Source organism: Methanospirillum lacunae (assembly GCF_003173355.1).
Lineage (GTDB): Archaea > Halobacteriota > Methanomicrobia > Methanomicrobiales > Methanospirillaceae > Methanospirillum > Methanospirillum lacunae.
Map to the genome: position 1 here is coordinate 401,748 of NZ_QGMY01000008.1, position 19,680 is coordinate 421,427.

Annotated in this window: 23 protein-coding genes; 18 read left to right on the plus strand and 5 right to left on the minus strand. The window is 47.9% G+C overall.

Annotated features, from left to right (window positions below; translation table 11 throughout):
• Window position 1: 1 nt before the first annotated feature.
• Together DK846_RS12030 and DK846_RS12035 are read right to left on the minus strand one after the other, a co-directional pair.
• Complete coding sequence (locus DK846_RS12030; RefSeq protein ID WP_109969195.1) at window positions 2–646, minus strand: stage II sporulation protein M; 645 nt, start codon at window positions 644–646, stop codon at window positions 2–4.
• Window positions 639–1,484: a DUF63 family protein gene (locus tag DK846_RS12035; protein WP_109969196.1), complete on the minus strand. Its 846-nt coding sequence runs from the start codon at window positions 1,482–1,484 to the stop codon at window positions 639–641. Before DK846_RS12035 ends, DK846_RS12030 begins: the two co-directional genes overlap by 8 nt.
• 14 nt (window positions 1,485–1,498) lie before the next feature.
• Between DK846_RS12035 and DK846_RS12040 the strand changes: the two genes are divergently transcribed.
• From DK846_RS12040 to DK846_RS12105, 14 genes are all read left to right on the plus strand, one after another.
• Entirely contained in the window at window positions 1,499–2,581 is a 1,083-nt protein-coding gene (locus DK846_RS12040; RefSeq protein ID WP_109969197.1) for an NAD(P)-dependent glycerol-1-phosphate dehydrogenase, read from the plus strand.
• Window positions 2,582–2,584: 3 nt separating this feature from the next.
• Window positions 2,585–3,058 (plus strand): UPF0179 family protein, encoded by a 474-nt coding sequence (locus DK846_RS12045; RefSeq protein WP_109969198.1) that lies wholly within the window; start codon window positions 2,585–2,587, stop codon window positions 3,056–3,058.
• 188 nt (window positions 3,059–3,246) lie between these two features.
• On the plus strand, window positions 3,247–3,537 hold the full coding sequence (locus DK846_RS12050; protein ID WP_281269830.1) for a UPF0058 family protein: 291 nt from the start codon (window positions 3,247–3,249) through the stop codon (window positions 3,535–3,537).
• Between the two features lie 4 nt (window positions 3,538–3,541).
• Entirely contained in the window at window positions 3,542–5,179 is a 1,638-nt protein-coding gene (locus DK846_RS12055) for a tRNA uridine(34) 5-carboxymethylaminomethyl modification radical SAM/GNAT enzyme Elp3 (RefSeq protein WP_109969200.1), read from the plus strand.
• Complete coding sequence (locus tag DK846_RS12060; RefSeq protein ID WP_109969201.1) at window positions 5,176–6,342, plus strand: DNA primase small subunit domain-containing protein; 1,167 nt, start codon at window positions 5,176–5,178, stop codon at window positions 6,340–6,342. Before DK846_RS12055 ends, DK846_RS12060 begins: the two co-directional genes overlap by 4 nt.
• Entirely contained in the window at window positions 6,323–7,102 is a 780-nt protein-coding gene (locus DK846_RS12065) for a hypothetical protein (RefSeq protein ID WP_109969202.1), read from the plus strand. Before DK846_RS12060 ends, DK846_RS12065 begins: the two co-directional genes overlap by 20 nt.
• Before the next feature lie 39 nt (window positions 7,103–7,141).
• Window positions 7,142–7,420, plus strand: a complete 279-nt coding sequence (locus DK846_RS12070; RefSeq protein ID WP_109969203.1) for a 50S ribosomal protein L44e — start codon at window positions 7,142–7,144, stop codon at window positions 7,418–7,420.
• Window positions 7,421–7,425: 5 nt separating this feature from the next.
• Entirely contained in the window at window positions 7,426–7,614 is a 189-nt protein-coding gene (locus DK846_RS12075) for a 30S ribosomal protein S27e (protein WP_109969204.1), read from the plus strand.
• Between the two features lie 7 nt (window positions 7,615–7,621).
• The gene (locus DK846_RS12080) at window positions 7,622–8,416 is read left to right on the plus strand and encodes a translation initiation factor IF-2 subunit alpha (protein WP_109969205.1); all 795 of its coding nucleotides are present in this window, start codon (window positions 7,622–7,624) and stop codon (window positions 8,414–8,416) included.
• Complete coding sequence (locus DK846_RS12085; protein ID WP_109969206.1) at window positions 8,413–8,562, plus strand: RNA-protein complex protein Nop10; 150 nt, start codon at window positions 8,413–8,415, stop codon at window positions 8,560–8,562. The genes DK846_RS12080 and DK846_RS12085 overlap by 4 nt, the downstream gene beginning before the upstream one ends.
• On the plus strand, window positions 8,562–9,314 hold the full coding sequence (locus DK846_RS12090) for a proteasome assembly chaperone family protein (RefSeq protein ID WP_109969207.1): 753 nt from the start codon (window positions 8,562–8,564) through the stop codon (window positions 9,312–9,314). Before DK846_RS12085 ends, DK846_RS12090 begins: the two co-directional genes overlap by 1 nt.
• A 44-nt stretch (window positions 9,315–9,358) precedes the next feature.
• Window positions 9,359–10,438 (plus strand): endonuclease Q family protein, encoded by a 1,080-nt coding sequence (locus tag DK846_RS12095; RefSeq protein WP_245926539.1) that lies wholly within the window; start codon window positions 9,359–9,361, stop codon window positions 10,436–10,438.
• A gap of 121 nt (window positions 10,439–10,559) precedes the next feature.
• Window positions 10,560–10,733 carry a 4Fe-4S binding protein gene (locus DK846_RS12100; RefSeq protein WP_109969209.1) on the plus strand — a complete coding sequence of 58 codons (174 nt, stop codon included), beginning with the start codon at window positions 10,560–10,562 and terminating at the stop codon, window positions 10,731–10,733.
• Window positions 10,730–11,941: an NAD(P)/FAD-dependent oxidoreductase gene (locus DK846_RS12105; RefSeq protein WP_109969210.1), complete on the plus strand. Its 1,212-nt coding sequence runs from the start codon at window positions 10,730–10,732 to the stop codon at window positions 11,939–11,941. The genes DK846_RS12100 and DK846_RS12105 overlap by 4 nt, the downstream gene beginning before the upstream one ends.
• A 9-nt stretch (window positions 11,942–11,950) precedes the next feature.
• On the opposite strand, the gene DK846_RS12110 is transcribed toward DK846_RS12105, so the two are convergent.
• Window positions 11,951–14,959, minus strand: a complete 3,009-nt coding sequence (locus DK846_RS12110) for a right-handed parallel beta-helix repeat-containing protein (protein WP_109969211.1) — start codon at window positions 14,957–14,959, stop codon at window positions 11,951–11,953.
• A gap of 124 nt (window positions 14,960–15,083) precedes the next feature.
• Here DK846_RS12110 and rnhB point away from each other — a divergent pair, with 124 nt between their 5' ends.
• From rnhB to DK846_RS12130, 4 genes are all read left to right on the plus strand, one after another.
• Window positions 15,084–15,761, plus strand: coding sequence for a ribonuclease HII (rnhB, locus tag DK846_RS12115; protein WP_109969212.1), 678 nt, complete (start codon window positions 15,084–15,086; stop codon window positions 15,759–15,761).
• A 47-nt stretch (window positions 15,762–15,808) separates the two neighbouring features.
• Complete coding sequence (locus tag DK846_RS12120; RefSeq protein ID WP_109969213.1) at window positions 15,809–17,161, plus strand: site-2 protease family protein; 1,353 nt, start codon at window positions 15,809–15,811, stop codon at window positions 17,159–17,161.
• Between the two features lie 116 nt (window positions 17,162–17,277).
• Window positions 17,278–17,571 (plus strand): hypothetical protein, encoded by a 294-nt coding sequence (locus tag DK846_RS12125; RefSeq protein WP_109969214.1) that lies wholly within the window; start codon window positions 17,278–17,280, stop codon window positions 17,569–17,571.
• Window positions 17,572–17,655: 84 nt separating this feature from the next.
• A complete protein-coding gene (locus DK846_RS12130; RefSeq protein ID WP_181391753.1) occupies window positions 17,656–18,912 on the plus strand; it encodes a TIGR02710 family CRISPR-associated CARF protein in 1,257 nt (418 codons plus the stop codon).
• 31 nt (window positions 18,913–18,943) lie between these two features.
• On the opposite strand, the gene DK846_RS12135 is transcribed toward DK846_RS12130, so the two are convergent.
• Window positions 18,944–19,174 (minus strand): hypothetical protein, encoded by a 231-nt coding sequence (locus tag DK846_RS12135; protein ID WP_109969216.1) that lies wholly within the window; start codon window positions 19,172–19,174, stop codon window positions 18,944–18,946.
• Window positions 19,175–19,199: 25 nt separating this feature from the next.
• On the minus strand, window positions 19,200–19,520 hold the full coding sequence (locus DK846_RS12140; RefSeq protein WP_109969217.1) for a DUF2769 domain-containing protein: 321 nt from the start codon (window positions 19,518–19,520) through the stop codon (window positions 19,200–19,202).
• Window positions 19,521–19,680 lie beyond the last annotated feature (160 nt).

The window sequence follows — 19,680 nt, forward strand, 5'->3', positions numbered from 1 at the left end:
CCTATGCTACCATCCCTAAGACTGCGGGAGTGATAAATGCCTCTATACATGCCGCGATTGCGATGAATGGGACTACATATCGTATAAAGAGTCTTCCCAGCACGTACGCCTGTGCTGAAGCATCTCCCTGTCCGGCCAGTTCAAGCATTACAGCCCGACCAAGCATCAGACCCAGGGTCGATGATACAAGTACAGCAGGGAGTTCAAAGATCCCATGCGGAACAATGGAGGCAAACATCACCACGATATCTGTCTTACCCCTTACAACTTCCAGGATACCTCCGATAACAATCCCGTTAAAGGAGAGGACGAGCAGAGTAACCACACCAAGAATAGCCCCGCCGAGAAAGAGTAATACACACGATTCCAGGTTATTCAGAAACAGTTGTAGCGCTAGGAGCGGGGGAGCATCAGACATGATGTCGTTTGTGATCATCTCTTTAAAGAGTTTCACAAGTGATTCGCCAAATGCGGGATCAGCCTGTGAGGATAAAACCCCCCCAACACACCCAACGATAAATATCAGGACAGAAATTCCGAGATATCTGAGAAATTCCTGCTGAAATGGAGTGTAGCGGGAGGAGGATACCGGTTCGGGTGTTTGCCTTATTATATCCTCTTCATCATTCCAGGGCCGATCAGACATAGAGCACCATCCTGAGCATATCCCGAATTCCTGGTGCCATTCCAACCATTATCATTGCAAGGAGGATTAGATACCAGATACCTGAATTATCAGAGCGACGGTACTGTTCCAGGATCCAGATCCCTGGAATAATGACCAGAAGTTTAAGCGGAAACATCACGAATGCGGTACCGGTCATGGCAATCAGTGCTGATCCGACTACATGCTGCTCTACATACGGGACAGAATGAAGATCTATTCCATAACTTGTTGCACTTGCATCTAGCATATGCCCGAAGATAAGCAGTTGATAGAGCCGGTCAGATACGTACTCCCACTTGAATACATGCCTGAGAAGTCCGTAAACGATACCTGTGGAGACGGCTGCCATGGAGAGGATGGTTGCGGCAACCATCAGATCTACCCGTGTTGTGGTCAATCCATACCAAAGCAGGAATATGAGAGTTCCCAGACTTACTATTGCGCCAACGATCCCAAAGGTCTGTTTGAATTTTAAAATAACCTGTCTTTTTTCCAAAAACCATAGGACCCAGAGTGTGGGTGCTGCAACTGTAAATATCAGGAAGAATATAAACGGGGTGGTGAGAAGCATCCCCCATCCTGATCCTGAAACTCCTGTATCTTCTACGACTCTAAGTAATCCTCCCCAGATAACCCATGGGATAAGAGCATACACAAACTCACGGTCTACAGAAATATTGCTCTTGCAGAGCCACCGGTAGATCAACCAGACACAGATGATAAGAATTCCTGCGTAGGTCAGCGTGTCAACAAGGGTATAGGGCTGACCATACCTGATAGGATCTATGTAGTATTTGTAGATGAATTCCCTAATCATGTGCTGAGAGCTACATGAGTGCAGATGACATAAATGTACTGAGGAGGGACTTTTCCAAGTCACGATGGACACAACTCCCACGTGATGTTCTCGTCGGTCATAATGCAATAGAACAGCTCCCTGCTATCCTTGCTGATATCAAACCAGGGAGGTCTGCACTTATCATCACCGGCACTGCAACTCGTGAAGTTGCCGGAAATCAGGTCTGTGCCGTGCTGAATCATGATTATTCAATATTCCATTTTTCAGCAACCCGGCTGGATGCCGGTCTCCTGAAAGAGGCAGAGCAGGCCGGCAGAGAGGCAGGTGCAGAGTTTATCATCGGGGTTGGGGGCGGCCGGGTTATTGATACTGCAAAGATAGTCTCATACAACCTTGACATCCCGTTCATCAGCGTGCCTACCGCTGCATCTCATGATGGAATTGTATCAGGCAGGGCTACTCTTCCAACCGAAGATGGGAACGTTTCTGTGCAGGCCCATCCTCCGATTGCTGTAGTGGCTGATACCGGAATAATTGCCCGGGCTCCTCATCGCCTTCTGGCTTCTGGGTGTGCCGATGTCATTTCCAATTACACAGCGGTTCTTGACTGGGAACTTGCCCACCGTCTGAGGGGAGAAGAAATCAGTGAGTATGCTGTCTCACTCTCACGGATGACAGCAGAGATTCTCGTGAAAAATTCCCGGTTGATAAAGCCTGGCCAGGAAGAAGCTGCCTGGATCGTTGTCAAAGCACTTGTCTCATCAGGAGTTGCGATGAGTATAGCCGGCTCGTCCCGTCCGGCTTCAGGTGGAGAACACAAGTTTGCTCATGCACTTGAACGAATTATGCCCGGAGGAGCACTCCACGGGGAGGTCTGTGGTATTGGTGCTATTATGACTATGTATCTGCATGGTGGTGACTGGCGAGCTATCAGACAGTCCCTGATTCAGATTGGTGCTCCGACTACACCTGAACAATTAAAAATCCCTGACCGGGTTGTAACCGAAGCCCTGCTCAGCGCAAAGGATATCAGGCCTGAACGATTTACTATCCTAGATACAGGAATCACCCGCGAATCGGCTGAACATCTGGTACAGATGTTATACGAGGAGTAATTTATGGAGCAGAAAAAGACTCGGGTTACAATTGTCGGGTCAGCATATGCGAAGCCTGGTATTCAGTTTGTATATACCGGAAAGACTGAAGAATGTGAATCATGTTCCATCTCCCGGGTATGTCACAACTTGGAAATAGGGAAAAGATATGAGGTCGTGGCGATTAGGGCGGCAAACCATTCATGCCCGGTTCACCTAAAAGGAGCTGTAACCGTTGATGTAACCGAAGCACCAGTTGATATTCGTATTCCTGATGGCCTCGCAAAGAAAAATACGACCGTTCTTATCAAACTCCCTGTCTGTGATGAAGCATGTGAATGGTATGCCGAATGCCATCCGGCCGGGGTTGTCAGCGGTCAGAAATATATCATCACTGATATCTTGCCGGATGACCTGGTTCAGTGTCGTGTAGACCTCAAACCTGTAATGGTAAGAGTAATTCCCCTCCCTGATGTACTGCCAAAAATTTCTTCATAAGTCTTCATTTCAAGATGAATTTCTCTTTGTGCTTTACATCTTCTCTGGATATACGATCAGGACATCCTTCTCTAAAGGCGCGGACAAAATCTTTGAATTTCAGTTATTTCATCTCGTGCGCTCTTCAGAGTCTTCCCTTAAATAAATCATTTGCATAACATATATCCAAACCCCGGTGGAGAATCCTGTTGAGTGTTCCAGGTGATAGAGTGCAGAAGGAAGAGTTGCTACATTTACACATGCTTTTTGTCCACGTTAAGAAGTATTATGAACTTACAACCAGTGAGGAAGTTCCCACTGATCGGTATGATACTCTGCACATCTCTCCTGTCCATATCCACAAGAATAAGAGGTCACATAAGGAAGCTATCCTCATTCTTGGACAGGAGATTGTTGACCATATCAAACAGCAACAGCATAAGCCCCCTGTGATTGGGTTTACTGATATGGTCACACCTGAAATAGCGGTTGAAAACTGACATAATGGACGACGAGACCGCATATCGGGAGATCGTCTCCCTTCTTTTAGTATCCGATTCTAAAGATTGTAATCTTCGAAGGATCGTCGCAACTGTCTGTAAGAAATATCATCTCTCACGGGTTCCACGCAATTCTGAAATCTTTGCCTGTGCAACTGCCGACGAGCGAGAGCTGCTTCGCCCGATATTGTTGGTTAAACCATCACGTACCCTTTCCGGGGTTGCGCCGGTTGCAGTCATGACTTCGCCTGCTCCCTGTCCTCATGGCAAGTGTCTCCCCTGTCCGGGTGGACCTGATCATGAGTATCATTCTCCCCAGAGTTATACCGGTGGAGAACCTGCAGCAAGACGAGCCTTCCTGCACCGGTTTGATCCCTATGATCAGACAACTGCACGGCTTTCACAGTTTGAGCAGCTCGGTCACCATGTAGACAAAGCAGAACTGATCATCATGGGGGGAACTATTACTGCCAGGGATGAGGAATATCAGGAATGGTTTACTGCAAGTTGTATCAGGGCGATGAACGAGTATGAATCAGGTTCTATACCCGAGTTCGTACCTCCGTCAGAAGAAATTGGGCAAAGACCTGTTAGTGAAGTCACTCCTCTTCAGCCAGGAGAGAGGGACTCCATATTTGCCAGAAATGAGGAGGCAAAGGTTCGATGTGTGGCAACTACCTTCGAGACCAGGCCTGACTGGTGTCGTGTTGAACATATTGATCGGATGCTTTCCCTCGGCGTGACAAAGGTTGAACTAGGAGTTCAACACCTGGATGACCGAGTTCTTGAGTTGAATCAGCGTGGATGCACTGTTGCAGATGCTGTCAAGGCGAATACGCTGCTTCGAGATGCAGGCATAAAAGTAGGGTTTCACATGATGCCAAATCTTCCGGGTAGTGACGCAAACCGGGACCGGTTGATGTTTCAGGAACTATTTTCCGATCAGAGGTTCAGACCCGATTTTCTTAAAATATATCCAACGCTCATCACCCCTGGCACAGATATAGAAGAACTGCATAATCAGGGTGGCTATGATGTATATCCGGAGGATGAACTGATCGATATCGTTGCAGATGCCAAGGCTGCCATTCCTGAATACTGCCGGCTTCAACGTGTCCAACGCGATATTCCGGCAGACCGGATCCTGGCCGGATCTAGGCACTCCAACTTTCGTGAACTTGCCAAACAGCACCTTATTGAAAAGGGTGGGGTCTGCAGGTGTATCCGGTGCCGTGAGATCGGCCGGAGATCTTCGGATGATGAAGCAGTCCTTCAGACACTGCCATATGAGAGCTGTGATGGAGAGGAACGGTTCATCAGTTTTGTCTCCGGTGACTCTCTGATTGGGTTTGCAAGGCTGCGGCTCCCTGGCAATACCTGGCGGCCAGAGACCCGGGACGCCGCGTTCACCCGCGAGCTGCATGTGTATGGGAAAGTTGTTCCGATAGGAAGAAGTGGTTCTGGAGAAGATCGGCAACATCGCCGGTTTGGCACTGAGCTCCTAACTGAAGCTGAGCAGCAGGCTGCTGATGCCGGTTATTCCCGGATGGCAATCATGGCAGGTATCGGGGTGAGACCTTACTACCGCCGACTTGGTTATGAACGCTCCGGCCCCTACATGATAAGGGATCTTTCGGCATGAGAGCATCGACCCTGACGTTCATCAGGCAGCGGTTTACTGAATACTACGGTAGGGTGCAGATCACACCTCCATCTTCGTCAGGCCAGCGTGAATTTGGGTTCATCTTTTTTGATGGGAATTATCCTGAAGACATCAGAATGAGGAGGCATATCGGATTTGGCTCACCTGAAGAGATGCAGGCGTACATAAAAAATCTCGTTCCTGCCCATGCCTATTACTCAACTGCATATTATCAGACACCACTGGCGGCGACTATGGGCGACAAGAAATGGCTCGGCGCTGACCTGATATTTGACCTGGATGCTGATCATATTCTTCGGGGATCCTACCAGTTGATGCTTGAGCGGATCAAGGAAGAAGCTGTCAAACTTATAACTGTCCTTGATGAGGAACTTGGAATAGATATGCGTACCGTTCGCCTTGTCTTCTCAGGGGGGCGAGGGTATCATATTCATGTGCAGGAGATTGCACTCCGGAGTTTTGATGCACAGGAACGACGTGAACTGATCGACTATATCTGTGGAATCGGGGTCAGCCCGGCCCGGATGTTGAGTGATTTTGAGCCCGGCCGCTCCGGATGGCACCAGCGATATCGTTCCTGTCTTACTACATACCTGGAGGACCTGCTCTCACTCCCTGCATCGGAAGCGAAAGCCTCTCTCTGCTCACTCCGTGGAATCGGGGACACAAGGGGTACCAGATTTTTACAAAATGCTCCAGCACTGGTAAGGCAACTCAATTCTGATCCCAGGCAGGTGAATGTCAGGGATCCGACAACGATCGAGATCCTCTCCATCCTTGCAACAGAGAAAGATAGTCCACTGCAAGCGAAAATACGTGAAGCAGGTATTCAGGCTGATGAACCAGTGACCACCGATATCCGTAGACTTATCCGGCTTCCCGGCTCACTGCACGCCAAATCTGGCTTTAAAGTAACTCCTCTCGCAGTGAAAGAACTCCCTGACTTTGATCCGCTCATTGATGCTGTCCCGTTTGGGGACAGGGGTGTTGGAGTCGAATCGCCCCGTGACTACATGGTGCAACTGCTTGGAAATGAATGGGAGATACATCCCGGAGTCCAGCAGGTCCCTGAAGCGGTGGCACTCTTCCTCTGTTGCCGGGGAATGGCAGAGATATCAGGAGGTGGGTCTCCTGCATCTTGAAGATCTTCGGGGTATTCTCCTCGGAGAGCGGGATAGTGGGACTCTGGTACAGATTCCTCACGATCTCTACCAGACGACTGCGCTTTTAATAAAAACACTACAGCAGGAGGTGATCGTCATGGACGATCCCTTCTCTGATGAAGCCCGTATCCTGATAGAAAAGGTTGCAAGCATCAGGACGACTGCAGAGGAACTCTTTCACCTTCGGTCTGAGAAGATCGTTTCCCTTGCCCAGAGTCAGGCTGATGGCTCCTATATTGAACGTGAAGAACTTCGCATGCTCATCCCGGCTGAACTCGAAATGTTCAATAGGATCGTGGATGGCATTCGTGTATGTCGTATCGCACTCATAGAGTGGAAGACTGTTGGCAGGAGTCCGGTTCCAGTAAGGGTTGAGATACCTGAACGGATATCTGATACCCCTATTTCAGCCGAAAACGAATTTGTCTCCCCTACTGACAGTGCTGCTCTGATTTCCGTCACTGATCCGGACAGCTCTGAATCTGTAGTCGCCATCGATCTTGTATCCGAGTCTCCCGGACGCGCATACGAGCAGGAGGAGGGCTGGACGCCATCCGATGACGAGGATGATGAGCCGTTCGCGTATACTCTCGTCCGTGTTCTGGCAGATATGGAGCCGTTTATGGGTGTGGATGGCCGGACTTATGAGATCTCAACCGGGGATATCCTGACATTGCCGGGAAGAAATGCCGAAGTGCTTGCAGAACGCGACATAGTCTTAAATATAAATCCGGGCTAATAATGTAGGTATTCTCTATACCCAGATGAGGCTCATTTTATGAAGATGCCATCAAAATTCAGGACATACTGCCCGTTTTGTCGCAGTCATCAGCAGCACGAGATTGAAAAGGTTAAGAAGGGTAAGACCACCGGTCTTCACTGGATCGATCGTCAGAAAGCACGCCGTGGCCGTGTCGGTAACATGGGTAAATTTTCCAAGGTTCCTGGAGGCGACAAGCCGACCAAGAAGATCAATGTACGGTACCGCTGTACTTCATGCCACAAGGCACACCTGAGAGCAGGGTACAGGCTGGGCAAGTTCGAACTTACGGAGTGAGTAAGATGGTAGAAGCAAAACGCGAAAACCGGAGCAGGTTTGTCAAGGTAAAGTGTCCTGACTGTGAGAACGAGCAGCTCATCTTTGAGAAGGCAAGCAGCACTGTTGCCTGTGCCGTATGCAGTCATGTACTCGCCACCCCAACCGGTGGAAAAGCAGATATCAAGGCAGAAATCATATCTGCATTTGAGTGAGCACCTAATGCAGGAGAGAGAGTGGCCAGATACCGGCGAATTGGTCGTCTGTTCTGTTAAGAATGTAAAGGACTTTGTGGCCTTTGTAACTCTTGACGAGTACAACGATCAGGAAGGGTTGATCCCGATCTCTGAGATCGCCCGCGGTTGGATTAAGTACATCAGAGACCACATCAGGGAAGGACAAAAGGTCGTCTGCAAAGTACTGAACGTCGATCCGCAGAAAGGCCATATCGATCTCTCCCTTAAGGATGTCAACGAGCATCAGCGGCGTGAAAAGATCAGGATCTGGAAGAACGAGTCCAAGGCACGTAAGTGGATCGGGTTTGCTGCCGCAGAAGCAGGTCGTGAAGATGCTGTTCAGGCGATAACTGACTCATTGTACCGCGAATATCCAGACCTTCACCCAGCCTTTGAGGATTTTGTTCTCGAAGGACGTGAAATCCTTGATAAACTTGGTCTTGATGCTCCAATCGCAGATGCGTTGTATAAGATAGCAACAGAGAATGTCAAACTGCCGACTGTAACGGTTTCAGGTGATCTCTACCTGCAATCCAGCAAGTCGGACGGTGTCAATATCATCAGACGTGCTCTCCGCAGTGCAGAGCCCAAATCTGAAGATGAGCATGTTGAGATTATTTATCTCGGCGCTCCAAACTATCGGATCAAGGTATCTGCCCCCAATTATAAGGAAGCAGAGAAGTCTCTTGAAAAGGCCTCCAGTGCCGCAATCGGGGTAATGAAACGTGCCGGCGGGGAAGGCCGGTTTACCCGGAAGGCAAAAGCTGGTAAGCACGTATGAAAGGTCGAATCAGGCAATGTCCTGTTGACCACCTCTATACTCTTTCTGAAACCTGTCCACAATGTGGTCATCCCACGGTTACTCCGCATCCTGCACGGTATTCCCCGCAGGATCGGCTTGGTTCATATCGGAGGATGGCCCGGTGATGGAAGATATCACGGTGGTTTTTGATGAAGCGGTAGCGCCCGAAGACCGGACCGCTCCTGTATTGATCGAAGGACTTCCGGGAATTGGTCATGTCGGCAAACTTGTCGCAGAGCATATGATCCAGGAACTCGGAGCGGTTAAGATTGCTGAAATACACTCAATCTACTTTCCGCCACAGGTCCTCATCGGTGAGAACGGAGTGGTCAGGCTCTGTAATAATGAGTTGTACCGGTGTTCAGGAGAAAAAGGGGCGTTTCTCTTTCTGATCGGTGACTTTCAGAGTACCTCCAATGAAGGCCATTATCTCCTCTCTCAGGTGTATGTAGATATAGCCCACAAACTTGGGGTAAAGAGGATATACACAATTGGTGGGTACGGGGTAGGCCATTTCATAGAGACTCCCAGGGTCATTACAGCGGTAAATAAAGAGTCACTCTCACAGCTGGTAATTGAAGCGGGTGGGGTATTCGGTGATGGAGAGCCTGGCGGAGGAATTATCGGTGCAGCAGGCCTGATGCTCGGACTCTCAGCACCACTTGAGATCGAAGGAATATGCCTGATGGGAGAGACATCTGGTTACCTCGTTGATCCAAAGAGTGCTGCCCTGGTTCTGGAAGTTTTGACACGGCTTATCGGTATTTCAATCGATCCTGCAAACCTCAAGGAACGTGCAGGTGAGATGGAAGTTGCCGTGCAGCGTCTTCTTGAGCAGGAGAAAAAGTCAGAGGAAGAACTCTCCTACATCGGCTAAGAATGCTCCTCAATATTGATCTCCATATTCACTCCTGTTTTTCTATGGCATCCTCTGCACGGATGTTGCCTGAAGCGATCCTTAACGGATGCCGATTGAAAGGCATCTCTGTTATTGGGACCGGAGATATTCTGCATCCTGTCTGGCGAGAAATGTGGGAGAAAACATCAGTGCCAGTGGATATGATTGCTGTTCCCACAACAGAAGTTGAAGGAGCAGACAGAGTCCATCACCTGATTTTACTCCCAGATTATGATGCTGCCCGGGATCTTGCAGATGCCCTCATCCCATTTAGCAAAAATGTTGAGAAAAACGGGCGCCCCCAGGTGAAACTTCAGGGTGAGGATATTGCTCGTCGGGTTCATGATCTGGGAGGGATGATAGGCCCTGCCCATGCTTTTACTCCCTGGACTTCCCTGTACGCCTCACACAACTCGGTTGCATCCTGCTATGGTGATGAACAGATTGATCTCCTTGAACTTGGTCTCTCTGCTGACAGTGGATACGGAAGCAGGATCGCTGATCTTGCCGGTGTACCGTTTCTTACAAACTCAGATGCTCATAGTCCCGAACCTGCAAAACTCGGGCGTGAATTCACCAGAATAGAGACCAACTCAAACCATCCTGATACAATGGCAGTACTGGATGCTGTCAAAGCCGGAACAATTGTCATGAATGCAGGGTTTTTTCCTGAGGAAGGCAAGTATAACCGGACTGCATGCACCCGATGTTTTACTCCGTATTCCCTTTCTGAAGCAGAAGAACACAAATGGAAATGTCCTATAGATAAAGGCAGAATAAAGAAAGGTGTTCGTGATCGGGCAGAAGAACTCTCATCGGGTCCTGAAACCCAAAGGCCTCCATATCTGCACATTATTCCTCTCGCAGAGATTATTCAGCGGACTCTTGGAACGTGCTCTCCTACTACGAAAAAGTGCTCTGATCTCTATCAAAGATGTTTGGTCGCATTCGGCGATGAGATATCAATACTTACTGAGACACCAATCGACGATATCAGAGAGTTCCACCTGGAACTTGGTGATGCAGTCTCGGCGTTCCGGGAGGGAAGGATTGTCCTGCACCCCGGAGGGGGAGGACAGTACGGGACCTTCTCTCTCGGGTAAATACAATACCTGCGCTGTCTCTTTTTTGATTAAGTAATCTGTTTGACCTGTCTGTTTTTCCTAAGAAGTCACGCAGAGCACACAGAATAGTTAAAGGAGTCTCCCACCCACCTCATAAGGAATGATCATCGTTCGTCGGGACATTTGTGCCTATTGTGGCTGCTGCATTTCAGTCTGCCCAGAAGGTGCACTTGAGCTGATAGATGCCTATCTGGACGTTGATGCAAATACCTGCATCACCTGTGGCATCTGTGTCCGTGCATGCCCGCTCGGGGCACTGGAGGTTAAGAAATGAAGAGTACCTACGATCTGCTTGTGATCGGAGGCGGACCTGGCGGAGCATATGCAGCGAAAACCGCGGCGGAAAAGGGCTTATCTGTCCTGATGGTCGAGAAACGCCCGGCACCTGGTGCCCCTGTCAGGTGCGCAGAGGGAGTTGGCAAGGAACTGCTTCGCGAGTTCATGAAACCTGATGAGCGGTGGGTGGCAGCAGAAATTGAACGTGCCCACCTGATTGCCCCGGACGGTTTCTCAATGGAACTTAATCCAGCGAAGGCAGGTTCAGAAGTCGGGTATGTTCTCAACCGTAAGGTGTTTGATCGCGAACTTGTCTGGCAGGCTGCTGCAGCTGGCTCAGACATTATGGTCAAGACCCGTGCCTGCTCACCAGTGATGGAGAACGGCGCCGTTAAAGGTGCCCTCCTCGAATACAATGGAACCGTCACCGAAGTCAAAGCAGATCTTACAATAGCAGCGGATGGTGTTGAGTCCAAGTTCGCCCGCTGGTGTGGAATCAATACGACGGTCCCACTCAGAGAGATGGAGACTTGTGCCCAGTACCTGATGACCGGTATCGATATCGATCCTCATGCAACCGAGTTCTTCACTGGTAATGAGGTTGCCCCGGGGGGGTATGTCTGGATCTTCCCGAAAGGTGAAAAGACTGCAAACGTGGGAATCGGTATCGGCGGAGACCGTGGTGGGAAGCCCGGAATAAGACCGAAAGATTATCTTGATCGCTTTGTCCAGAAACACTTCCCTGATGGAAAAATTATTGAACTGATTGCAGGTGGCGTCTCGATCTGCAGGCCTCTTGAGTGCACTGTTGCCGATGGTCTGATGATCGTCGGTGATGCAGCACGTGTATCTGATCCAATCACCGGGGGAGGAATATACGCAGCATTGTACACCGGAAAGTCTGCAGCTGAAGTAGGTGCAGATGCTGTTGCAAAAGGTGATGTCAGCAAGAAGAACCTCATGAAGTATGATCAGGACTGGCGTGCATCATACCTTGGCAAGGCTCTTGATCGGAACTACCAGATAAAAGAGGTCTTTGTTAAACTGAATGATGATGACTTGAATGCAATCATCCATTCGGTCTCAAAGATGGACATGACCGAGTTCAATACCCTGAGTCTTGTAAAAAATATTATCACTGCCAATCCAATGGTTGCACTGAAACTTGGAAAGGCCGGACTCAAGAGTCTGATAGACTCTATCTGAACTTTTTTTTCATCCGGTTACTGGTTGCAGATCTGCTTCTTCTTCCAGATGGATCCAGTACCCGCGTGATGGATACATTATTGCTGTTTCTCCTCCGTCTCTGAATATTGGAGGATCATATTTCTGGCTTGTTGCATTATATCCCATCACGTATGACCAGGATTTGTCCAGGGAACGCAAAGCATCACCGGCTGTTGACGCCTGTATTCCAGGGAACCCGATAGCATTCCATCCTTTCATCAGGTGCACCGGTGTTGGGACAGTCCCGGGATCAAAGATCAGAGGCACAGTTGTGGCATCTGTGGCATAGATCCAGAACCCATGTAATGGCTGGATGATATCATTTGCTTTTACTACTGTCCAGGATCCATTGGCAAATGAGTACATACTATGTCCCCCTGAATTGACATCGCTAAATATCAATGCGGTATTATGGCCTGAAGCCAGGTCTGATGGTGTGGATATAAGATTCCACCCTGATTTAAGATCCAGTGGATATCCACCTCCTTCAGTCTGGTACTGGTTCTGTAGTCCGGTTAATGGATATTTGTCGACATTGTCTGTATTTATTGTATATGGTGTGTCTCCGACTCCGCTGGCTGCAATCTCATTTCCTTTGTAATTGGTCCAGTGGTTTCCGAGAAGACCTGAGAATGTCGAATTTCCGTAGATGTACCTGACCCGCTCGCCGGTATCCCATGTGTTTGATGTTTCTACCTGCTCAACCTGCTTACTCTTTCCAGAATCTACAAAGTCCACATTTGCAGGAGTAAATCCCCCCCAAGAGTCATCTGAATCTGATCCGCTGTCCTGTGAAGATAATCCGGTTAATCCGGTTGTGGCGTTTCTGGAATTAAAGTCGTTTAGGACAAAGGTATTACCATATATCCATTCAGAAGAGTCTTTGATCTGCAGGGGTTTTTCTGCAGTGATACTGTTTCGAACCACCTTGTTTCCAAAAGATGCCCTGCTTTTGGTTATTGTTGATGGATGTATGGTTCCCTGTGCGAGAGATAACCCGGTATTATATGCCTCAATCTGGTTTTCTTTGACATTAAGATCCTGTGAACCAGAGAGATTCAGCCCATCTGATACCTCTTTGATCTGGTTTTGTCTGATCATTCCGGCCCCTCCTCCGGAAGAAACAATTCCTGTTTTGCATCTGTTTATCCGGTTACCGGAAAGATCTCCAAATCCTGAACTGCTGAATCCGTCCTGAATCTGAAATCCGATAAGATCACCGGAGAATGAATTTCCAGAAAGGTTCACCCCTGATGAGATCCCTCTGATAGCAACCCCTATTGCGTTGTCCCTGAACTCACTGCCTACTATCCTGATACTGCTGGAATCAGATACCCCGAGCCCGTACCTGCTTGAGTTGTGGACAGTAGTTTCTGCAATAGTTCCTCCTATAACCCCTGTGATGAGGATATTCTGATTCAGGTTCCTGCCCACTGAAATATTCTGGATGGTAAGATCTCTCCCGCCTTCTGCAACAATTCCATACCCGTTCCTTGATTCCATCGCGATATTTCGAACTGTTATGTCTGAACAGTTCACCAGGTATAGCGTTGCAGGAGAGAGATCCTCGATGGTTTTTCCAGATACTCCTTGGAAATAGAGGATTGGAAGACTGTCAATAATGTTTGACTGATCTATTGTATTCGTCTCCGTGATTTCTCCGGTGCAGGAGAATCCTACAGCATTATTGCGGAGAGTATTGTTTGTAACAGTAATCTTTGCAGGCTTGTCAAGTCTGAAACCAACACCCAGGTTGCTTACTATCTGGTTTTCTGCAACAGTTACATTCCTGGTATTGTCTAACCGGAGAGCATCACCCGGACGAGGTGAAGTATCAGGCAGGGCTTTAGAATTTCCTGAAATGATATTTCCTCTGATTTCAGAATCAGCAATCCCGTCAAAGAAAACTCCTCTCTCTTCTGCGTCATTGATCTGTGTTCTCTGCATGAAAAGACCGGTCAGGTTCTCTCCTATAAGGTCAGTTTTACATTCTGAAACTCTGGTCTGTGAAATCCGGATGTCGTTGCTAGTGATAAGACTGATTCCGTTTCTGCTGATATTTGTGATGTTACACGCGGTAATTGTAACATTTTCGCTACCGCTTACAATCAGACCGTTCTGTGACCTGGAGATCTCACATTGCTCAAGGGTTAGATTCCTGATACCTGTTGCTGACACAGCTGTTATGAGATCGTTTTCATCCTTTCTGGCATCAGTAATCTGCAGCCTGTTTAACGACACCTGGCTGACGGTGATTAAAAGAGCAGAACCGTTCTCTCCTGCAGAGATGAGAGGTCTTTCTTCACCTTCTTTCCCGGTGAGAGTGAGGGGTTTGGTGATGATAACCTGTTCTTCGTATGTGCCTGGATCTATCCGAACGGTTTTTCCTGGTGATGCGCTATCGATTGCATCCTGTATCCTGGTAAAATCAGCCCCGGTTCTGCCTACGGTAATAACCTGTGAAGAGGATTCCTGCTGTTGTGATGGTTGTTGTATTGGTTCTGGCTTTACAGCGCCGCGATATGGTGTTGGTTGTGGTGTTGTCTGAATTACGCATGGTGTCCCGGTAGGTTCAGGAGAATGAACAGTGCTCCGGCTCACGGGTCCGAAGATAACGTGAACTGCAATATCATGCGTAACCGGGGAGATGGTGAATGTAGGGATTGAACCCTTGTCAATCTGATCCACCATGACATGATCTATCTCAAACCCGGGCTGGGGTGTGATTATAAATGTTATGTCAGATCCTGATGGAACAGTTGTAGCACCGAAAGGGTTTACAGATCCTCCCTCGGTACTGGTGACCAGTACCATACATGATGCAGGTCCGTCTGCAGGTGCTTCAGCACCTGACTGACCTGCCAGTAGGGCTAATACCAGTAGTGTAAACAGGATCTGCGCTCTGATCCCACTGGTTTGAATATTCGGAAGAGAACCTAACGTTCGGAAAGGAGTTTTCTGCTCCCGTAACCGAAAATCTAAAAACTTCTGTATCATCGGTTTTTTTCTGCTGTGGGAAATATTCGCTTATATTAATAATAAAAGGTCTGATCTGATCATTTCTTTTGATGTGTAGAGTAGCCGATATAAATCTCCGGCCCACACATGCATGCACCAGAATATGTCCGCGTTCAATAATCCTGAAAGAACTGGTACGCGAGTCAGGAACATTTGTGGGGTGGATGAGGCAGGCAAAGGACCTGTGATTGGGCCTATGGTGGTTGCCGGGGTCGCCTGTTCAAACCTTGATGAGCTTGCCGGATTAGGAGTGATGGATTCCAAAGTTCTGACAGCGAAGCGTCGTGAGGCCTTGTTTGAACTCATAAAAAAAGAATTTCCCTATGCTGTGGTCATCAGAACAGCATCAGATATTGACACCCTGAGATCAGAAATGACCATGAACACCATAACGGCACGAGCTCATGCTGAAGTGGTTGCAACACTCGACTGTCCGGTTGCCTGGCTTGACGCCTGTGATGTGAATGAGGACCGGTACGGAAGGACCGTTGCCGGTTACATCGGAAAACCCTGTCAGGTGATCGCAAAACACAAAGCTGATCGTACCTGTCCTGCAGTTTCGGCAGCATCTATCGTGGCCAAGGTAATCCGCGACGGACTGGTCGATTCCTATAAAGAGGAGTACGGGGAGATTGGGAGCGGGTATCCGGCAGATCCGGTGACGATTGGATTTTTAACCAGGTACATCAAGGAACACGGCTCCCCCCCGCCAATCGCACGGAGGAGCTGGGCCACTGTAAAGAACCTGATGAATAATACCGGGCAGAAGAAACTCTTCTGATATGGCAGTCTGTTCTTTTACTGCACAAGTTCAATGTGTACACATCTATGGACTGGTATCTTGTCGCTCTGGTGGTCATTGTCATTTACCTGGCATTGGTTGCTATCATCAAAACCTATCTCCCTTCACCCCGCACTGATACCACTTCTGGTGAGGAGCCGGAGCCTTCTGGAGAGAAATCCGCCCTTGCATCCCATATTACATTCTATGGCCCGATTCTTGCCTTGAAGACCGAAAGTGTCACCTTCTTTGACTGGTTCAAGAAGTATAGCCGTGGACTGCGGATATATGGAACCATTGGTGTTTTCATGGTCATCATTGTCTCGATATTGATGGTGGCCATGATACTTCTCTCGGTCCACCTCACTGTTGCCCTGAAACCTGAACCAACTGCAATTAACAAACCACAAAATCTCTTTCTCATCCCTGGTCTGAATGAGTTTGTTCCGTCCACGTTTGCAGTCTGGTTTGCCTTTATCCTCACCCTTGTGATCCATGAGTTTGGTCATGCAATCCTGTGTCGGGTAGAGAAGATCAAGGTCAAAGCCATGGGTGTTCTCTTTTTTGTGATCCCCATCGGTGCATTCGTGGAACCTGATGAAGAGGAGGTGAACAAGTCAGAATCCTGGCCAAAGATGAGGATGTATGGCGCCGGGATTATGAATAATATGGTTATCGGGGTACTTTGTTTTGTCCTTATGATTGGTATGATAGGTTGGGCTGTGCCCAGTACTGAACCAATCGTGGTCGGATTTTACAAGGACTACCCTGCAGCATCTGCCGGTATCCCGGTACCTTCAGTCATCAAAACCATCAATGACTCTCCTGTCCATAATACCGCAGAGGTGGCCTCACTGCTCAACGAGACTATCCCTGGAACTCATATTATGGTTGGGTTTGAGAAGAACGGGACAATATCAGAACATGAATTAAATTTGTCCACCTGGCCGGCTGATCTTGGTGTCCGTGAGTCTGGATTCATGGGCGTATACTATTATAATGGACAAGGTGTCATTCAGACAACACAGCGGTTCCTCTCACCAACCGGATTTCTGATGCTTTTGTCACTACCATTTATTCCCGGGTACGAAGGTCAGCAGCTTCGGATTCTGGGATTTGATGTTGAAGACACGAGTTATTACACCGAGCCTTTCCCGCTGTACTGGCAGATTATTCATCTGCTCTTCTGGTCAGGGTTCATCAATCTGGCAGCCGGCCTCTTTAATGCCCTGCCGATGCTCCCACTTGATGGTGGACTTATCTTTAAAGAAGCAACCGAACGCCTGCTGGCCAGACGCGGGCTCTCCCGGTATGGATCTCAGATTGTGGGAACTGTGAGCAGCCTGATTCTCATTCTGATGGTTGCAATGCTTACTCTCCCATACCTCTTCCATATGTGAAGATGAGTATCCCTGCCTCCTCTTTTACTGCATTTTGTAGAAAATACAAATGCTGAAATAATCCGGATACTTTTATCTTCCTTTATAGGTATGATATACCAGGAGAAGACGACAAGATGCTGAATATTGGATCTGATGTTCAGGGAGGGCTTCTGGTTGTCAGTTTTTTAATAATAATCCAGATAACGTTCAATTTTTTTCGATCAGGTATACCAAGACTTCGTGTAATTTTTCTAACAATTCTCTGCTATCTTATATGGTTCTGCAGTTTCCTCTTAACCCTCACTGGAGATGGGCTCAGCGAGGGTATTCTCTGGGAGATACTAAGTTTTCTTGGAATGGCTTCAACTCTCTTTGTCCTATTCATTGGAATTTACGAGATTCTGGCAAACCCTGGTGTGATCCGCTGAAGCAGAGTTGAATATATAGGATCACTATCCTGTATCGGAAGGAAGATTATCCATCCTGATCTATCTTCTCCGATGTATCTCCTCATGACGGTTGGGACTGGAATAGGTTCTGATACCGTTGATGCAATTGAGCGACTCGTCCGCTCATGCAGTTATGTAATCCACTTCTACCGGCCTGAGCATGTTATTTATTTCTGCTCACCTGAAAGCAAAGAACTGGTCAGCAATATCAAGGAGGGATGCAAAAGGCTGTGGGGTCAGGAGCCCCCGGAGTCTGAAACATGCATAATCGGAGATCCAAATGATTTTTCCCAGTGTTTTGAGGTGATCTATGGTGTCTGTGTCCTCTTTCAGGAATTTGAGATAGTCATTGATGCAAGTTCAGGAACGAGATCAATGACCATGGCAGCATCTATCGTATCATTTCTGACCCGGAGTCCGGTGGCACATGTTACCGGAGAAAAAAAGGGAGGTTTGGTGATCCCGGGAACTGAAAAGATGAAGGAAATGACCCTTTTTGCTGCTTATGATCGTCTCCGTTTTCATCAGGCAGTTGATCAGTTCAATAATAATCACTTTGGTAGTTCACTTGAACTGCTATCCGGACTCTCTACCATCCCTGAACGTGATCTCTATTATTCTCTCTTTCATGGATACTACTCCTGGGACAAATTGAACTATGCTGAAGCATTCAGGTATTTACAACATGCAGATGACCTGACGGAAGGTGTAGCCCGAAACCGGGAATTTCTTCACAAACTCCTCGACCTTGAAGTAAAAGGAGAGAATGGGTTTTCAAAAAAAGAGCGGTGCAGATACAAACAGGAGAAGTACCTCTATGTCCTCGTGGATCTTCTCAATAATGCCAAACGGCGGATCGAGGGAGAACGATATGATGATGCTTTTGCTCGGCTTTACCGGGTAGTAGAACTCCTCTCTCAGGTCCTCCTACTCAGATGGAACATTGACGATATTGAAGGAAAGATCCATTTCACTGAGCTTCGTAAGATTCTTCGCAACAAGAAAGATGTCTCACTCTATGCCCGTAGGGCAGACCGGAAGGGAGTGATTCGTATAGGGCTGCGATCAAAATTTATGCTGCTTGAAGATCTCGGGATGCAGGGTGCCGGAGAATATTATCTGCACCTTGAGCCTTTCCTCAGAATCCGCAATGAATCAATCCTTGCCCACGGTCTTTCACCAGTGCATGGTGACGAGGCACGGGAGATGTGGGGTGAGGTCTTCACTATTACCCGCCGTGCATGTACTGATATGCCATTTGATCTTGAGAATCTCCTGGTGCAGTCTGCATATCCACACCTTGAGAATCCGATAAATTAACAATTGAGCGTCATTGAACAAATGATTCGGGTTATAAACCCTCTAATGCCTGCTTTATCATCCCTTTTGCTTCGTCAGGAATTTGGAACTGGTCAAGCATTGAGAGCAGGATATTAGCACCAATCTTCCTCCCTTCTGCACTTCCCATAAATTCTTTGATGGTTTTCATTCCTTCAGGAGATGAAATATACTCCTTGATCATCTGTTGCCCTTCAGGTGAAGAGAGATATTTCTTCACCATGGCACCGCCTACGTCAAACATAAGATCTTTGAAAAAAAAGATTAAATTACTCGGAGAGGGTGGATCCCCAGACCGATTGTTCGTATCGCTGTCCCTTCTCGTCTCCGCGGGTGCAGAAATATTTGTACTCGAGACCGACCTCTTTGGATATTGGGCAGGTAGGACAGTTACACCCCTCTTCATATGAGATACACATAAAACTTCTGCCAAGAAGGCAGAAGAGTTTCTCCCGCTCAACAATAGCACACTTGTTGAAACTCGGGCATGTCGGGCAGATACATACCTTCTTCTTCTCCTCAACCAGTTTATCCCGCTCTTCCAGGGGGAGACTTTTCATCTCCTTGACCAGCGACACAAATTTGTCCATTACGATCCCTCGCTTGAGAACTTGCGTTTTTACGGTTATATAATTGTCTGTTGCTTCTGCGTCTTTTGATCTATGCTGTTTTTAGGCTGAATTCTCAATTTTTTTTGGTTTTCAGTCAGGATCAGATCTCTTTTCAGGGTTCAGAACCAACACGTAATAA

Bases quoted from the DNA above. Each gene is read 5' to 3' on its own strand.
- DK846_RS12030 (WP_109969195.1), bottom strand. From the start codon at position 646: ATGTCTGATCGGCCCTGGAATGATGAAGAGGATATAATAAGGCAAACA.
- DK846_RS12035 (WP_109969196.1), bottom strand. From the start codon at position 1,484: ATGATTAGGGAATTCATCTACAAATACTACATAGATCCTATCAGGTAT.
- DK846_RS12040 (WP_109969197.1), top strand. From the start codon at position 1,499: ATGAGTGCAGATGACATAAATGTACTGAGGAGGGACTTTTCCAAGTCA.
- DK846_RS12045 (WP_109969198.1), top strand. From the start codon at position 2,585: ATGGAGCAGAAAAAGACTCGGGTTACAATTGTCGGGTCAGCATATGCG.
- DK846_RS12055 (WP_109969200.1), top strand. From the start codon at position 3,542: ATGGACGACGAGACCGCATATCGGGAGATCGTCTCCCTTCTTTTAGTA.
- DK846_RS12060 (WP_109969201.1), top strand. From the start codon at position 5,176: ATGAGAGCATCGACCCTGACGTTCATCAGGCAGCGGTTTACTGAATAC.
- DK846_RS12070 (WP_109969203.1), top strand. From the start codon at position 7,142: ATGAAGATGCCATCAAAATTCAGGACATACTGCCCGTTTTGTCGCAGT.
- DK846_RS12075 (WP_109969204.1), top strand. From the start codon at position 7,426: ATGGTAGAAGCAAAACGCGAAAACCGGAGCAGGTTTGTCAAGGTAAAG.
- DK846_RS12080 (WP_109969205.1), top strand. From the start codon at position 7,622: ATGCAGGAGAGAGAGTGGCCAGATACCGGCGAATTGGTCGTCTGTTCT.
- DK846_RS12085 (WP_109969206.1), top strand. From the start codon at position 8,413: ATGAAAGGTCGAATCAGGCAATGTCCTGTTGACCACCTCTATACTCTT.
- DK846_RS12090 (WP_109969207.1), top strand. From the start codon at position 8,562: ATGGAAGATATCACGGTGGTTTTTGATGAAGCGGTAGCGCCCGAAGAC.
- DK846_RS12095 (WP_245926539.1), top strand. From the start codon at position 9,359: ATGGCATCCTCTGCACGGATGTTGCCTGAAGCGATCCTTAACGGATGC.
- DK846_RS12100 (WP_109969209.1), top strand. From the start codon at position 10,560: ATGATCATCGTTCGTCGGGACATTTGTGCCTATTGTGGCTGCTGCATT.
- DK846_RS12105 (WP_109969210.1), top strand. From the start codon at position 10,730: ATGAAGAGTACCTACGATCTGCTTGTGATCGGAGGCGGACCTGGCGGA.
- DK846_RS12110 (WP_109969211.1), bottom strand. From the start codon at position 14,959: ATGATACAGAAGTTTTTAGATTTTCGGTTACGGGAGCAGAAAACTCCT.
- rnhB (WP_109969212.1), top strand. From the start codon at position 15,084: ATGTCCGCGTTCAATAATCCTGAAAGAACTGGTACGCGAGTCAGGAAC.
- DK846_RS12120 (WP_109969213.1), top strand. From the start codon at position 15,809: ATGGACTGGTATCTTGTCGCTCTGGTGGTCATTGTCATTTACCTGGCA.
- DK846_RS12125 (WP_109969214.1), top strand. From the start codon at position 17,278: ATGCTGAATATTGGATCTGATGTTCAGGGAGGGCTTCTGGTTGTCAGT.
- DK846_RS12130 (WP_181391753.1), top strand. From the start codon at position 17,656: ATGACGGTTGGGACTGGAATAGGTTCTGATACCGTTGATGCAATTGAG.
- DK846_RS12135 (WP_109969216.1), bottom strand. From the start codon at position 19,174: ATGTTTGACGTAGGCGGTGCCATGGTGAAGAAATATCTCTCTTCACCT.
- DK846_RS12140 (WP_109969217.1), bottom strand. From the start codon at position 19,520: ATGGACAAATTTGTGTCGCTGGTCAAGGAGATGAAAAGTCTCCCCCTG.